Source organism: Edaphocola aurantiacus, assembly GCF_019797745.1.
In the GTDB taxonomy this organism is placed as follows: Bacteria; Bacteroidota; Bacteroidia; order Chitinophagales; family Chitinophagaceae; genus Edaphocola; species Edaphocola aurantiacus.
In genome coordinates this window covers 567,121-580,303 of the sequence record NZ_VOSI01000002.1, presented here as the reverse complement: position 1 = coordinate 580,303, position 13,183 = coordinate 567,121, and the positions used below count along the sequence as shown (strand labels likewise).

The window sequence follows — 13,183 nt, the reverse complement described above, 5'->3', positions numbered from 1 at the left end:
TTACGAGATTTGCGATAGCATAAAAAAGCGGCTACTGAATCAGTAGCCGCTTTTTTATATCTTATATAATTACCCAACCTGAGTATCTGTTTTATGTACCATCAGATCTTTGATATCTGGGAACACATCCGGGTACTCGCCATTCTTCAGTTTCTCACTTACAATGGAGAATGCCTCTAAAGTTTGTTTGATATCCTCATCGGTATGCACCGCTGTAGGAATCAGACGCAGGATGATTTGTCCTTTAGGAATTACAGGATATACTACCACTGAACAGAAGATATTGTAGTTCTCTCTGAGGTCTACGATCATCTGCAGTGCAGGATGCAATTCACCTTCCATGTACACAGGTGTTACTGGTGTATTGGTTGTGCCGATGTTGAATCCTCTTTCTTTTAAGCCTTGTTGTAATTTATTTACATTATCCCACAGCTTTTCTCTCAGTTCCGGCATGGTTCTGATCAGCTCCATACGCTTCAGACCACCAACAACCATTGCCATAGGCAATGATTTAGCGAAGATCTGTGAACGCATATTGTAGCGCAGGAAATACAGTACATCTTTATCAGCAGCGATGAAACCACCTACTCCGGCCAGTGATTTTGCAAAAGTGGAGAAATACAGATCGATACCATCGGTACAATCCTGCTCTTCACCAATACCACCACCTGTTTTACCCATAGTACCAAAACCATGTGCATCATCTACGAACAGACGGAAGTCATATTTTTCTTTCAGTGCTACGAGTTCTTTTACTTTGCCCTGGTTACCGTTCATACCGAATACACCTTCAGTAATCACTAAGATACCACCTGGAGTACCTTCGATAAATTTAGTCGCACGCTGTAACTGTTTTTCACAATCAGCTACATCATTGTGGTTAAATTTATAACGCATACCCGGGTGCAGACGCAGACCATCCAGGATACATGCGTGGCTTTCTGCATCATATACGATTACGTCATGACGGGATACGATAGTATCAATTGCAGACACCATACCCTGGTAACCAAAGTTCAGCAGCATAGCATCTTCTTTACCTACATGCTGTGCAAATTCTTTTTCCAGCTGATCATGGTTATTAGAGTTACCGCTCATCATACGGGCACCCATAGGGTAAGCCAGACCGTATTCTGCAGTGGCATCGGCATCCGCTTTTCTGATTTCAGGATGATTTGCTAAGCCCAAATAGTTATTCAGACTCCAAACGATTTTTTCCTTCCCGTTAAACTTCATTCTGCTCCCGATCTCTCCTTCCAGTTTAGGAAATGCAAAATATTCATGAGCCAGGTCCTGATATTGACCGATTGGGCCTCTATCTTTCTTTATCTTAGCAAAGATGTCCATTAATAGAAAATATTTAAAATGTATTAAAGTAATTTAGATGTGCAAAGGTACAAAAACTTTAATATCCCCAAATATCCGGCAGAAATATTGTACGCATAATTATATATTTGCACTTTATGAGTACAATTCCTTCCTTTACAGCTATTGATTTCGAAACGGCACATGGCGCTTACCACAGTATTTGCCAGATCGGACTGGTACGTGTAGAGAACGGAATAGTTACACATACTGTAAATCAACTGGTGCAACCACCGGACAATTATTACCACTGGGGTAACTCCCGTGTGCATGGTATAGATCGGCGTAAAACAGCTCATGCGCCTAAATTTGACCAGGTATGGCACCTGATTGAACCCTTCATTACCAATCAGACGGTTGTCGCACACAATGCATTATTTGATGCTTCCTGTCTGAAGAAAACACTTGCCTTTTACGAAATGGTTATTCCTCCGTTTCAGACAAAGTGTACTTACAAAATTTACAAAACCAATCTGAAAGCTCTGTGTAATCAATATGCGATACCGCTGAATCACCACGATGCTTTATCAGATGCCATGGCTTGTGCTACACTGTATTTAAAACATTTGAAAGAAACGCTGCAGATCGGCTAATACGATACCATCGTTGAGGTCGGCAGCTACTGACGACAAAATGATAAGACAACTCCGCACAAAATGGAAACATAAACGCGACCTGATTACAATTGATAATATTGTAAAAGAGATCAGGACCAATACCGACAGCAACCGGTACGGAGATCTGTTTATACAACTGTTCGGCTTTATACGCCCGCGTAAGCAGCAATTGCCTAATACAAATCTGAAAGTGCTTATAGAAACATTAAAGCACGATGCCGCATTCCGCAATGGCCTGCAGCAAATGTTTCTCTTTCTGGTCCATCATCGTGAGATCGAAACACTTTTTGTAAAAGTTGGCCTGCTGAACAGCAACTCATTTACTGAAGAACTGACCAAACAGTTAAGGCACCGGATCCTCCCACCGGTACCGGAGAAACGCTCCTTTAATTATCTACTGGAAAAAACATTTAATAAAAAGGATGACTTTGAGTGGGTCAATGCAATCGGGAATGAAGAATGGACTGCATTCTTTAAATTAATACAGGTATCTGCACAGGAAATTTCTTTACCTATACGCAGACAGCTGAATAATGCACTGGCCACCATTTCTGTAAAGATCTCTTACCTGGGACTGGAAGATGAGTTCAGACATTATACCAAAGCCACAAAACAGGAAACACCGCCATTTCTGGAACAGAACAGGAGTGTTCAGAACTTTATTGAGCTGCTGAATGATAATAATACCTCTCCCAATACGATTATACTTGCCGCGGAAAATATCCGGGAGCAGATTATACAATGTGAGCAGATCATTGAACAGATCCGTAAAAACACCATCCGCAACGGCACCAGCCTGAAACAATCTTATGTATTGCTGCGCACGGCACAATTGCTGAACCGCATGCGCGTCATTGTACGCTTCCTTACGCCGGAATATCTTTCAGAGACCGCCTGGGAGCATACGGTTATCATGTTTAAGGGTATCATATTCGGGGTCAATACCAGAAACAGCATCGGATTGCTGTATACCCGAAACATAGAAATGCTGGCCTACCAGATCGCCGAACATAAAAGTGAATCAGGAGAACATTATATTACGACCACCCGTAAAGAATATGTAGACTTCTTTTACAGCGCGGTAGCCGGTGGTTTTATCATTGCCTTCGCGGCTTTGGTAAAGGCTTTGCTGCATATGATCAAAATGCCGCTGTTCTGGCAGTATTTCTGCTATGGGCTTAATTATGCGATTGCCTTCGTAACACTTTTTGTAACGGGAGCATCCCTGGCGACCAAGCAGCCTACAATGACCGCCAGTGCGATGGCCAGCGGGCTCGACTCTAAGAAAAACAAAGGTGACATCTCCTTCCGGGGTTTGGCCATGACCTTTGCCAAAGTATGGCGCAGTCAGTTTGCCTCATTTGTCGGTAACCTTATTGTCGTATTCCCGATGTCTTACCTCATTGCTGTAGGCTGGAGTTACCTAACCGGCGATCATTTACTGCATACTGCTGAGGAGTCGGTGCAGGCCATGCGGGATCAGAATCCATTAAAAAGCCTGGCCTGGTTTTACGCCAGCATCACGGGTATAGCATTGTTTATCAGCGGGCTGATTACCGGTTTTTTTGACAATAAAGCGGCGTACAGTAGTGTAGCCAATCGTATTACAGAACATCCGCAGCTGAAAAAATATTTCCCCTCACAGCGGCTGAAACGGCTGGGAGACTATGTATCCCGCAACCTCGGGGGCATTATCGGAAACATATGTCTTGGTTTTATGCTGGGCTACGCGAGCCTGATCGGCAGTTTTTTCGGCATTCCTTTTGACATCCGGCACATCACCATCTCTACAGCCTATTTCGGCTTTGGTGTAGCGGGACTGGATAACCAGGTGAGTGCCTATGACTGGATATGGACCACAATAGGCGTAATCGGTATAGGTTTTTTCAACTTCGCCGTCAGCTTTAGCCTGGCATTCTTCGTGGCCCTTAAGTCGCGCAGCGTATCTATTACGAAAGTACCTATAGTGCTGCGTTATATCGTACGCTATTTCCGCCGCTACCCGGCAGACTTTATCTTCCCGCCTTCTAAAGAGCGCAGGGAAGCGGATGTATTTGACAAAAAGAGAAAAAAAGAAATGTAAATTATCAGATAGCAATATATTATTATGATCACTTTATTCGGAATACCTAATTGCGACACCGTAAAGAAAACACAGAAATGGCTTGAAGCCCATAAGGTAGACTTCAGCTTTCATAACTATAAACAGGAAGGTATTGATGCCGCTACATTAAAAGACTGGTGTGCACAAACCGAATGGGAACGCCTGCTGAATAAAAAAAGCACTACCTGGCGCGCCCTGAGCGATGCCACAAAAGAAAGTGTAACCGATGCAGCATCTGCCATACCGGTGATGCAGGAACACACCAGCCTGATCAAACGTCCGGTAATCACCAAAAACGGCAAAGTAGTTGTGGTCGGATTTGACGAAAATGCGTTGAACAGCCTGCTCTCCTAAACACTATTTTTCTGTTAAAAACAGTTTCATGACTGTAAAGGAGTAATAATTATTTATTTTTGCTAAAAATTTTTAATATGAAAAAAATCTTCGGAATAATACTGTTCAGTGCATTGACTTACACTGGAGCTATGGCTCAGGGAAATATTACACCTGCTGCTAAAGGCGTTGTATACGGAGCAAATATCGGAGAAAAGAAAGTTGTTGCTGGCAATGACTTTGAACAGAAACTGAAAGGTGAAACTCCTGTAAAAATGCAGGTAAAAGGTAAAGTAACCTCTGTTTGTGAAAAAAGAGGCTGCTGGGCTAACGTTGATCTCGGAAACGGTAAAACGGTTTTTGTAAAAATGAAAGATTATGCCTTCTTCGTACCTATGGACCTGATCGGAAAATCTGTATTGCTGAGCGGCGAGGCTTACCAGGAGAGTACTTCTGTTGAAGAACTGCGTCACTATGCCGAAGATGCTAAAAAATCTAAAGAAGAAATTGAAGCCATTACCCAACCTAAAGTAAATAACCGCTTTACGGCTGCCGGTATCACTGTTTTAGATTAATGTGTCTGTGTTTGCAATAATTTCATGCACGACCATATTAAAATTTACGCTATTTTTGCGGCTCAAATAAAAACTTAAGTATCCATTTATTTTATGGCAACAAACAGAACGTTTACAATGATCAAACCTGATGCAGTTGCAGCAGGTCACATCGGTGCGATTTTAGCTGAAATCAACAAAGCTGGTTTCAAAATCGTAGCAATGAAATACACTAAACTGACTGCAGAAGCAGCAGGTCAGTTCTATGAAGTACACAAAGAGCGTCCTTTCTATGGTGAGCTGGTTGACTTCATGAGCAGCGGTCCTATCGTAGCAGCTATCCTGGAAAAAGATAACGCTGTTGCTGATTTCCGTACAACTATCGGTGCTACTAACCCTGCAGAAGCAGCTGAAGGTACTATCCGTAAAATGTTTGCAAAATCTATCGGTGAAAATGCCGTTCACGGTTCTGACAGCGATGAGAATGCAGCAATCGAAGGTGATTTCTTCTTCAGCAAATTAGAGCGTTTCTAATTTCTGCTGAAACAATATAAATAATAAAGCCCGCAATATTGCGGGCTTTATTATTTATATATAAACTGATCTGATCCTTATCGCAGGTTACATTTCAGTCCCAATGTACACCATCTGCCCGGCAATGGTACTACACCAGTCTCGATATATTGTACATTGTTGATATTATTCACATCGGCATAGATACCAAACTTAGACCAGTTATACGCCACACGTGCATCCAGCAGGTTATAACTACCCAGACGGTATGCGCCGGAAGTCTCCGGAGTATTCAGTCTGCTCAGGTAGCGATTTTTAACCGACAGGCTGAATCCCTTGCCCAATGACAGTTCTACACCAGTCACCCATTGATGTGCCAGGCTGTTGATCGCGTATTTAGACTGCGCCGACCCGTCATCATTCAGCGTTGGCTTCAGATAAGTATAAGCAGTATTCAGGTTTACTTTTACGGTATTGCTGATAGTCCACAGATAGTATGCCTGCGCTCTCAGACCTAGGGTCTGCACTTTGGCATAGTTCTGCGGTTGCCATGGTTGTGCAGTATCTATACGCGTCCAGTCGATAAAGTCTATTCCCTGGCGGTAAAAGCCCGAAAGCTCTGCACGCAATCCGTTTTCAGCATATTTCAGTCCCAGCTCGGCTGTAGTAGCCCATTCCGGAACCAGGTTAGGATTACCTACATTACTTGGCCCTACATAATACAGATCTGTAAACGTAGGCAGGCGCTGGCCGGTACCTACATTGACATACAGGCGCAGCTCCGGCTTGATCTGCCAGCCGATATCCAGTCCCGGATACAGTTTAAAACCATAAACAGAGTTGTAGTTGGCAAATGCACCGATGCTTGCATCAAATTTATCATTAAAGAGGTAGCGGTACTCTGCAAACAAGCCATAATTCTCTCTGGTACCTTTGCCCAGGTTAGTACTATTGATCTGCTCACTTCTGTAATTCAGCCCTACACCCAGCGTTCCTTTTCCGAATGCAACGGCATTGTTCAGAGAGAAATCCATGGTATTGGTCTCATGAATATTGCGGTACACACCAGGATTCTGACGAATGAAGATATAATCGTCTTTTCCGTAACGGTAGCTCAGTATCGGACTGATGGTCCACTTATCTGTAGCTTTTATTTTCCCCGAGATGCTTCCAACTGCAATCTGGGCCTGCTCTGTAGCTTCCTTATCTTTCGGCGCTGCATAAAACAGGTTTGCCCCGAAATCATTATTTACATAACCTCCCATAATATTGAAGGTTGCTTTTTGTGAGGGAGTATAGACACCATTATACATCAGCTTTACATTCTGATATTCGGTATTGTAACGATATCCGTTTCCTTTATCAATACCCAGAGACACCTGGTTGCCCAATTGTTCATTGCCAGAGAAAGAAGCTGTAGCATTAGCACCATAACTCAGGTAAGTCTGCTGTGTGCTATCATCTTTCTGAAAACTGGATCCTGCATATACCATAGCATCTACTCCAGTTTCCATAGGGCTTTGCGTAACGATATTGATCACGCCCATCATGGCATTCACACCATATATTCTGGCTGCAGCACCTTTTAATACTTCAATGCGCTGGATAGCAGAAAGGCTTACCGGCAGATTCATCATATTATGTCCCGTCTGCGGATCGCTCATTTTCACACCATTCACCAGAATCAGCGTCTGGTCAAAGCCTCCTCCATCGATACCTATATCGGCCTGAGACCCATTCGGTCCACGCTGACGCACATCAATACCGGCAATATAACTCAGCAGTTCGTTTACAGAACGCGCCGGCATTTTGGCAATTTCGTCTTTGGACAGCACTACCACATTGCGGTTTTGCTGCGACAAGGGTATGTCCAGACGATTAGACAATACCGTAACATTGTCCAGCACTATTTGTTGATTTTGCTGTGCCCAGGCACCCGAGCTCAGCAGAAACATTCCTGATAATTGACCCAGTAAACGTTTATTCATTTCCAGCTATAAAATTTTAAGGCGCAAAACTACGGCAAGAACACAGATATATAATCAGCCAATTGTCATATATAATATATGAACATAGAAAATGACAGCCGGTTCACATTTGTTTTTACATATTTGAGGTGTTTGATATACGGCAAAGCCGTAACTTTGCACCCAATTAAAGACATAGCGTTTTATGCCCCAAATTTCGAATCGTGGCGAACTGATGCCACCTTCACCTATCAGAAAGCTGACTCCTTATGCTGATGCAGCTAAAAAATCCGGTGCTACCGTATACCATTTAAACATTGGCCAACCGGATATCGAAACTCCTCCGAGCATCCTGGATGCTGTTAAGCATACAGATCTTAAGGTACTGGCGTACAGCCCGAGCGAAGGTTTTGAAAGCTATAGAGAGAAACTGGCTGCATACTACGTCCGTCAGCAATTAAACGTTACCAAAAACGATATCATTATCACTACCGGTGGTTCAGAAGCCATCTCTTTTGCAATGATGTCCTGTCTGAATCCTGGTGATGAAATCATTATTCCGGAACCATTCTACGCTAACTACAATGGTTTTGCTGTTGCGGCTGGTGTTAAAGTAGTGCCGATCGGTTCTACTATTGAAGAGAACTTCGCCCTGCCTTCTATCGAAGCATTTGAAAAAGCCGTAACGCCAAATACCAAGGCGATTATGATCTGTAATCCTAATAACCCTACCGGTTACCTGTACAGCAAAGAGGAACTGATGGTACTGAGAGATATCTGTATCAAGCACAACCTGTTCCTGTTCAGCGATGAGGCGTACAGAGAATTCTGTTATGATGGTCAGAAGCACTTCTCTGCACTGGCACTGGAAGGCCTGGAAGAGCATGCTATCTTACTGGACACTATTTCTAAACGCTACAGTGCCTGTGGTGCCCGTATCGGTGCCCTGGTGACTAAAAATAAAGAAGTATATGCAGCGGTACTGCGCTTTGCACAGGCCCGTCTGTCTCCTCCTACCTTTGAGCAGATCCTGGGCGAAGCTGCCTGCGACCTGCCGGAAAACTACTTTGACAGTGTATTGAATGAATATGCTTCCCGCAGAGACCTGCTGGTTAAACGCCTGCAAGCGATGGAAGGTGTTGTATGTCCTAATCCTGGTGGTGCTTTCTATGCCATGGCCAAATTGCCTATTGAAGATAGTGAGGACTTCTGCGTATGGTTGCTGGAAAGTTTCCGTCATAACAACAGCACAGTAATGATGGCTCCGGCAAGTGGCTTCTACGCGACCCCCGGCTTAGGAAAAAATGAGGTGCGTATGGCATATGTACTGAATGAAGACGCCATCAACAACGCGATGGATTGCCTTGAAGCAGCGCTGAAAGAATATAAAACCCTGAAACGATAATCTCAAAGGCAAAGTCAAAGTTCAAATGAATTTTGACTTTGTTTTTTTAAACATATTTTCTGCTATGTTCCATAAAGACATCTGGATCGACTTTATCCATGATCTGCAAAACCGAATTTGTGCCGCTTTAGAAACCAGCGATGGCCAGGCAAAATTTGTAGAAGATCTGTGGGAGCGACCGGAAGGTGGAGGGGGCAAGACCCGTGTGATCAGCAATGGTGCTGTTTTTGAAAAGGGTGGTGTCAATACATCAGTGGTATATGGTACCGTAACTGACACGATGCGCCGGCAGCTTAATATTGACGGACATACATGGTTTGCCTGCGGCCTGAGCCTGGTATTGCATCCTGTAAATCCTATGGTGCCGACTACCCATGCCAACTGGCGCTATTTTGAATTGTATGACGCAGAGGGCAATGTATGTGACCGCTGGTTTGGCGGTGGTGCAGACCTTACTCCTTATTACCTGGATGAAGGTGATGCCAGACATTTCCACGGCACATTGAAGCTGACACTGGATCATTTCCACACGGATATTTATCCTGTATTGAAAAAAGAGTGTGATGGCTACTTTAATAATGCACACCGTGGTTTTGAAATGAGGGGTATTGGTGGTGTATTCTATGATCATGTAAAACCGGGTGGTGCTGTTCATAAAGAATTGCCACATGTTCAGTTAAGCCTGGATGAGCTGTTTGCCTTCCAGCAGGCCAATGGTAATTGCTTTATCGAAGCCTATATTCCGATTATTGAAAAAAATAAAAACAAGGCGTATACTCCGGAACAGAAGTACTGGCAGGAAATACGCCGTGGCCGCTATGTAGAGTTTAACCTCATTCATGATAGAGGCACTATATTCGGATTAAAAACAAACGGACGTACAGAGAGTATTCTGATGAGTCTGCCGCCGACGGTCCGCTTCGACTATAACTATCAGCCGGAAGCCGGAAGCCCGGAAGCCGTACTTTTAGATGCCTGTATGCATCCTAAAGAATGGGCGTAGTATTATTTATTTGAATTATTGAAATCACTATATTATGTATTTGCAGAGAAGAAATCGTATCAGCAGAAGCAGTACTGCCATCAGAAGCATGCTGGCCGAAACGGTATTAACACCAAGTGACTTTATTTTACCGATATTCATTGATGAGGGTAAGGATATCATCCATGAGATACCCTCTATGCCGGGTTATTACCGCCGCTCACTGGACAAAACCATTGATGAGGTAAAAGAGGTATGGAATATGGGTATCAAATCTGTGCTGCTGTTCATCAAATGTGACGATCAGCTGAAAGATAATACCGGTAAGGAAAGCTGGAACCCGGACGGGCTGATGCAAAGAGCCGTTAAAGCGATAAAGGATGCAGTACCAGGGATGGTTGTCATGACCGATGTGGCACTGGACCCGTATTCTATCTACGGACATGATGGAATTGTAGACCCGGAAAAAGGAACGATCCTAAATGATGCAACGGTTGAAGCGCTTACGCGCATGAGCCTTAGCCATGCCGCAGCCGGTGCCGATTTCATTGCACCGAGCGATATGATGGATGGCCGTATCGGCGCTTTCCGTCATGCACTGGAAACGGAAGGCTATTCCAATGTTGGAATCATGAGCTATACCGCAAAATATGCCAGTTGTTTCTACGGCCCTTTCCGTGATGCGCTGGACAGTGCTCCGGGATTCGGAGACAAGAAGACCTACCAGATGAATTATGCCAATCGCCTGGAAGCACTGACCGAATTATACAATGATGAGGCAGAGGGCGCAGATATTGTTATGGTCAAACCGGCTATGGCTTACCTGGACATTATCCGCGAAATCAAAAACAATACAACCTTGCCCGTATCTGCATACCATGTGAGTGGTGAGTATGCTATGATCAAAGCTGCTGCTGAGAAAGGCTGGATCGACGAACCGAAGGCTATTATAGAAAGCCTGACTTCGATCAAGCGTGCAGGAGCAGATCTTATCGCAACCTACTTCGCCAAAGATGCTGTAGCACTGTTATAAATTACGTTTATTCCCATAATAAAAGAGCGCAGGAAAATCCTGCGCTCTTTTATTATAATTATATCTTTTGCTGCTTACAGTTGTGTAGCACGCATTGGCTTACCTCTTTGAATCTGAGGAGCATCTGCTTTTACCTCTTTGGTATCTTTCTCTACACTTACTGTTTTCTCAGCATCTTTTCCTTTTTTAGCGCAACAGCTTCCACCTTTAGTGCAGCTTTCTGTTTTAGCTTTTTTCTCTTTTTTATCTTTTACACCAGCAAAAGACACTCCGCCTACTAATAATAAGGCACCTAACAGCAATGATACTTTTTTCATGATTATAAATATTTAAACAGTTATTCACTTTAGAACGTGAAGTTAACCATAAGTTTAATACTCCGGCGCATATTAACTAAATTAAAATGTTAAAAAAATGCCCTTAAATAAATAACGAAATACCCTGTTTTTGTATTTAATGCAATGTATAAAGATTCTTAAATTTCCACTGCCGTACAAAGTTTTGCCTACCTTTGTACGCGCTATGTACTAATTTGCGTAGCAGGAATAGTTTATGAATCTGTCTCAGTTATATAAGAAAGCCCTTGATCTGGAGTTTTTATCCGTAGAAGAGGGTATGTATTTATTTGAACATGCGCCATTGACTGAATTGGCTTTTGTAGCCAATGAGATCAGAAAGAAGCAGGTGCCACACGGTAAAGTAACCTGGATCATTGACCGTAATATGAATACGACCAATGTATGTACTGCCAACTGTAAATTCTGTAATTTCTACCGCATTCCCGGACATGCAGAAGGATACATAACCAATATCGAGATCTACAAGCAGAAAATTGAAGAAACCTTTAAATATGGTGGAGAGCAATTGCTGCTGCAGGGTGGTCACCACCCGGACCTGGGCCTGGATTATTATGTAGGTCTGTTTAAAGAATTAAAATCCCTGTACCCTAATCTGAAACTGCATACCCTGGGACCACCGGAGGTAGCACACATATGTAAGGTTTCCGGTATAAGTCATAAAGAAGCATTGATTGCGTTAAAAGAAGCAGGTATGGATAGTATGCCCGGCCCTGGTGCCGAGATACTGGACGACCGTGTACGCCGCCTGATCTCTAAAGGTAAATGCAGCGCGCAGGAATGGCTGGATGTTATGGAAGTCGCGCACCAGGTGGGACTGACCACTACGGCTACTATGATGTTCGGACATATCGAAACAATCAGGGAACGTTTTGAACACCTGGAAAAAATCCGTGCGGTACAGGCCAAAAAACCTGAAGGAGCCAAAGGATTTGTAGCCTTTATTCCATGGACCTTCCAGGATGTAGACACACTGTTGAAAAAGATTCGTCGTGCCAAAAACGATACGACTGCCGAAGAATATATCCGCATGATTGCATTGAGCCGTATCATGTTACCAAATATCAAAAATATACAAGCCAGCTGGCTGACTGTCGGTAAAAAAGTAGGTCAGTTATGTCTGCATGCCGGTGCCAATGACTTCGGTTCGATCATGATCGAAGAGAATGTAGTGAGTGCAGCAGGTGCACCACACCGCTTTACGGCCAAAGGCATTCAGCAGGCGATCCAGGAAGCAGGCTTTGAACCGCAACTGCGTAATCAGCAGTATGAGTTCCGTGCCATGCCGCAGATGGAAGAGCAGGTTATTACTTATTAATTATAGCAGATACATTATGCCATTACTCCAGACACTGGAACATAACGATACGCATATTGCCATCTGGAAGATCACAGAATCGGAAGATTTTTTCAGCCAGGCCCTTGGGTTTGGCTCAGAGCAAAAACATCCCAAAAGGCGACTGGAACATTTATCCGGTCGCTTTTTGTTGCAATTACTGGTACCTGGTTTCCCTTTTGAGCGCATCAGCATTCATCCTCTGGGCAAACCTATGCTGGAGGACAACTCTATCTGGTTTTCCATTTCGCACTCCTTTCCTTATGCTGCAGCCATTGTCAGTACCCAAAAAGCAGTAGGTATAGATATACAGGTATACCAGGAAAAAATACTGCGGCTGCAATCCAAATTTCTTGCTGATGCTGAACAGAAGATTACTGCGGGCGATATGCACCGTATTACACTGGCCTGGTGTGCCAAAGAGGCATTATTCAAATATTATGGCCTGGGGGCGGTAGATTTTAAGGCAGACATGCCTATAGCATCTATGGATCTGCTGAGTGAAGACAGGTTCAAGATTCGCATGTCTTTACAGAAAACACGAGAAGAATGTACGCTGAGCGGGCAATTACATCCCGATTTCGCCATATCATACATGTGATTATTTTTTAATAATCA

General features: G+C 43.6%; 13 protein-coding genes. 10 read left to right on the top strand and 3 right to left on the bottom strand.

Going from position 1 to position 13,183, the window contains the following annotated elements; all coding sequences use genetic code 11:
• Positions 1-69: 69 nt before the first annotated feature.
• On the bottom strand, positions 70-1,347 hold the full coding sequence (locus FTD44_RS07045; RefSeq protein WP_222165789.1) for an aminotransferase class I/II-fold pyridoxal phosphate-dependent enzyme: 1,278 nt from the start codon (positions 1,345-1,347) through the stop codon (positions 70-72).
• A gap of 116 nt (positions 1,348-1,463) precedes the next feature.
• On the opposite strand from FTD44_RS07045, the gene FTD44_RS07040 reads away from it, so the two are divergent.
• The 5 genes from FTD44_RS07040 to FTD44_RS07020 all read left to right on the top strand — a co-directional run bounded on the left by FTD44_RS07040 (position 1,464) and on the right by FTD44_RS07020 (position 5,507).
• A complete protein-coding gene (locus FTD44_RS07040; RefSeq protein WP_129020369.1) occupies positions 1,464-1,958 on the top strand; it encodes a 3'-5' exonuclease in 495 nt (164 codons plus the stop codon).
• A gap of 40 nt (positions 1,959-1,998) precedes the next feature.
• Entirely contained in the window at positions 1,999-4,065 is a 2,067-nt protein-coding gene (locus FTD44_RS07035) for a site-specific recombinase (RefSeq protein WP_222165788.1), read from the top strand.
• 24 nt (positions 4,066-4,089) lie between these two features.
• Complete coding sequence (locus tag FTD44_RS07030; protein WP_222165787.1) at positions 4,090-4,440, top strand: ArsC family reductase; 351 nt, start codon at positions 4,090-4,092, stop codon at positions 4,438-4,440.
• A 77-nt stretch (positions 4,441-4,517) separates the two neighbouring features.
• A complete protein-coding gene (locus FTD44_RS07025) occupies positions 4,518-4,994 on the top strand; it encodes a DUF4920 domain-containing protein (protein ID WP_222165786.1) in 477 nt (158 codons plus the stop codon).
• Between the two features lie 93 nt (positions 4,995-5,087).
• On the top strand, positions 5,088-5,507 hold the full coding sequence (locus FTD44_RS07020; RefSeq protein ID WP_129020366.1) for a nucleoside-diphosphate kinase: 420 nt from the start codon (positions 5,088-5,090) through the stop codon (positions 5,505-5,507).
• A gap of 77 nt (positions 5,508-5,584) precedes the next feature.
• On the opposite strand, the gene FTD44_RS07015 is transcribed toward FTD44_RS07020, so the two are convergent.
• Positions 5,585-7,474 (bottom strand): TonB-dependent receptor plug domain-containing protein, encoded by a 1,890-nt coding sequence (locus FTD44_RS07015; RefSeq protein WP_222165785.1) that lies wholly within the window; start codon positions 7,472-7,474, stop codon positions 5,585-5,587.
• 184 nt (positions 7,475-7,658) lie between these two features.
• On the opposite strand from FTD44_RS07015, the gene FTD44_RS07010 reads away from it, so the two are divergent.
• From FTD44_RS07010 to hemB, 3 genes are all read left to right on the top strand, one after another.
• The gene (locus FTD44_RS07010; protein ID WP_222165784.1) at positions 7,659-8,858 is read left to right on the top strand and encodes a pyridoxal phosphate-dependent aminotransferase; all 1,200 of its coding nucleotides are present in this window, start codon (positions 7,659-7,661) and stop codon (positions 8,856-8,858) included.
• 64 nt (positions 8,859-8,922) lie between these two features.
• On the top strand, positions 8,923-9,861 hold the full coding sequence (gene hemF / locus FTD44_RS07005) for an oxygen-dependent coproporphyrinogen oxidase (protein ID WP_222165783.1): 939 nt from the start codon (positions 8,923-8,925) through the stop codon (positions 9,859-9,861).
• A gap of 34 nt (positions 9,862-9,895) precedes the next feature.
• Positions 9,896-10,873 (top strand): porphobilinogen synthase, encoded by a 978-nt coding sequence (gene hemB / locus FTD44_RS07000; protein WP_222165782.1) that lies wholly within the window; start codon positions 9,896-9,898, stop codon positions 10,871-10,873.
• Positions 10,874-10,947: 74 nt separating this feature from the next.
• Here hemB and FTD44_RS06995 read toward each other — a convergent pair whose 3' ends face one another.
• Positions 10,948-11,190: a hypothetical protein gene (locus FTD44_RS06995; protein ID WP_222165781.1), complete on the bottom strand. Its 243-nt coding sequence runs from the start codon at positions 11,188-11,190 to the stop codon at positions 10,948-10,950.
• 235 nt (positions 11,191-11,425) lie between these two features.
• Here FTD44_RS06995 and mqnC point away from each other — a divergent pair, with 235 nt between their 5' ends.
• Both mqnC and FTD44_RS06985 read left to right on the top strand, forming a co-directional pair.
• Positions 11,426-12,547, top strand: coding sequence for a cyclic dehypoxanthinyl futalosine synthase (gene mqnC / locus FTD44_RS06990; protein ID WP_222165780.1), 1,122 nt, complete (start codon positions 11,426-11,428; stop codon positions 12,545-12,547).
• Between the two features lie 16 nt (positions 12,548-12,563).
• Positions 12,564-13,166, top strand: coding sequence for a 4'-phosphopantetheinyl transferase family protein (locus tag FTD44_RS06985; protein ID WP_222165779.1), 603 nt, complete (start codon positions 12,564-12,566; stop codon positions 13,164-13,166).
• The last annotated feature ends 17 nt before the right edge of the window (positions 13,167-13,183 follow it).

What these genes read in the sequence shown, in the direction of transcription:
- FTD44_RS07045 (WP_222165789.1), bottom strand. Translation starts at nt 1,347, where the DNA reads ATGGACATCTTTGCTAAGATAAAGAAAGATAGAGGCCCAATCGGTCAA.
- FTD44_RS07040 (WP_129020369.1), top strand. Translation starts at nt 1,464, where the DNA reads ATGAGTACAATTCCTTCCTTTACAGCTATTGATTTCGAAACGGCACAT.
- FTD44_RS07035 (WP_222165788.1), top strand. Translation starts at nt 1,999, where the DNA reads ATGATAAGACAACTCCGCACAAAATGGAAACATAAACGCGACCTGATT.
- FTD44_RS07030 (WP_222165787.1), top strand. Translation starts at nt 4,090, where the DNA reads ATGATCACTTTATTCGGAATACCTAATTGCGACACCGTAAAGAAAACA.
- FTD44_RS07025 (WP_222165786.1), top strand. Translation starts at nt 4,518, where the DNA reads ATGAAAAAAATCTTCGGAATAATACTGTTCAGTGCATTGACTTACACT.
- FTD44_RS07020 (WP_129020366.1), top strand. Translation starts at nt 5,088, where the DNA reads ATGGCAACAAACAGAACGTTTACAATGATCAAACCTGATGCAGTTGCA.
- FTD44_RS07015 (WP_222165785.1), bottom strand. Translation starts at nt 7,474, where the DNA reads ATGAATAAACGTTTACTGGGTCAATTATCAGGAATGTTTCTGCTGAGC.
- FTD44_RS07010 (WP_222165784.1), top strand. Translation starts at nt 7,659, where the DNA reads ATGCCCCAAATTTCGAATCGTGGCGAACTGATGCCACCTTCACCTATC.
- hemF (WP_222165783.1), top strand. Translation starts at nt 8,923, where the DNA reads ATGTTCCATAAAGACATCTGGATCGACTTTATCCATGATCTGCAAAAC.
- hemB (WP_222165782.1), top strand. Translation starts at nt 9,896, where the DNA reads ATGTATTTGCAGAGAAGAAATCGTATCAGCAGAAGCAGTACTGCCATC.
- FTD44_RS06995 (WP_222165781.1), bottom strand. Translation starts at nt 11,190, where the DNA reads ATGAAAAAAGTATCATTGCTGTTAGGTGCCTTATTATTAGTAGGCGGA.
- mqnC (WP_222165780.1), top strand. Translation starts at nt 11,426, where the DNA reads ATGAATCTGTCTCAGTTATATAAGAAAGCCCTTGATCTGGAGTTTTTA.
- FTD44_RS06985 (WP_222165779.1), top strand. Translation starts at nt 12,564, where the DNA reads ATGCCATTACTCCAGACACTGGAACATAACGATACGCATATTGCCATC.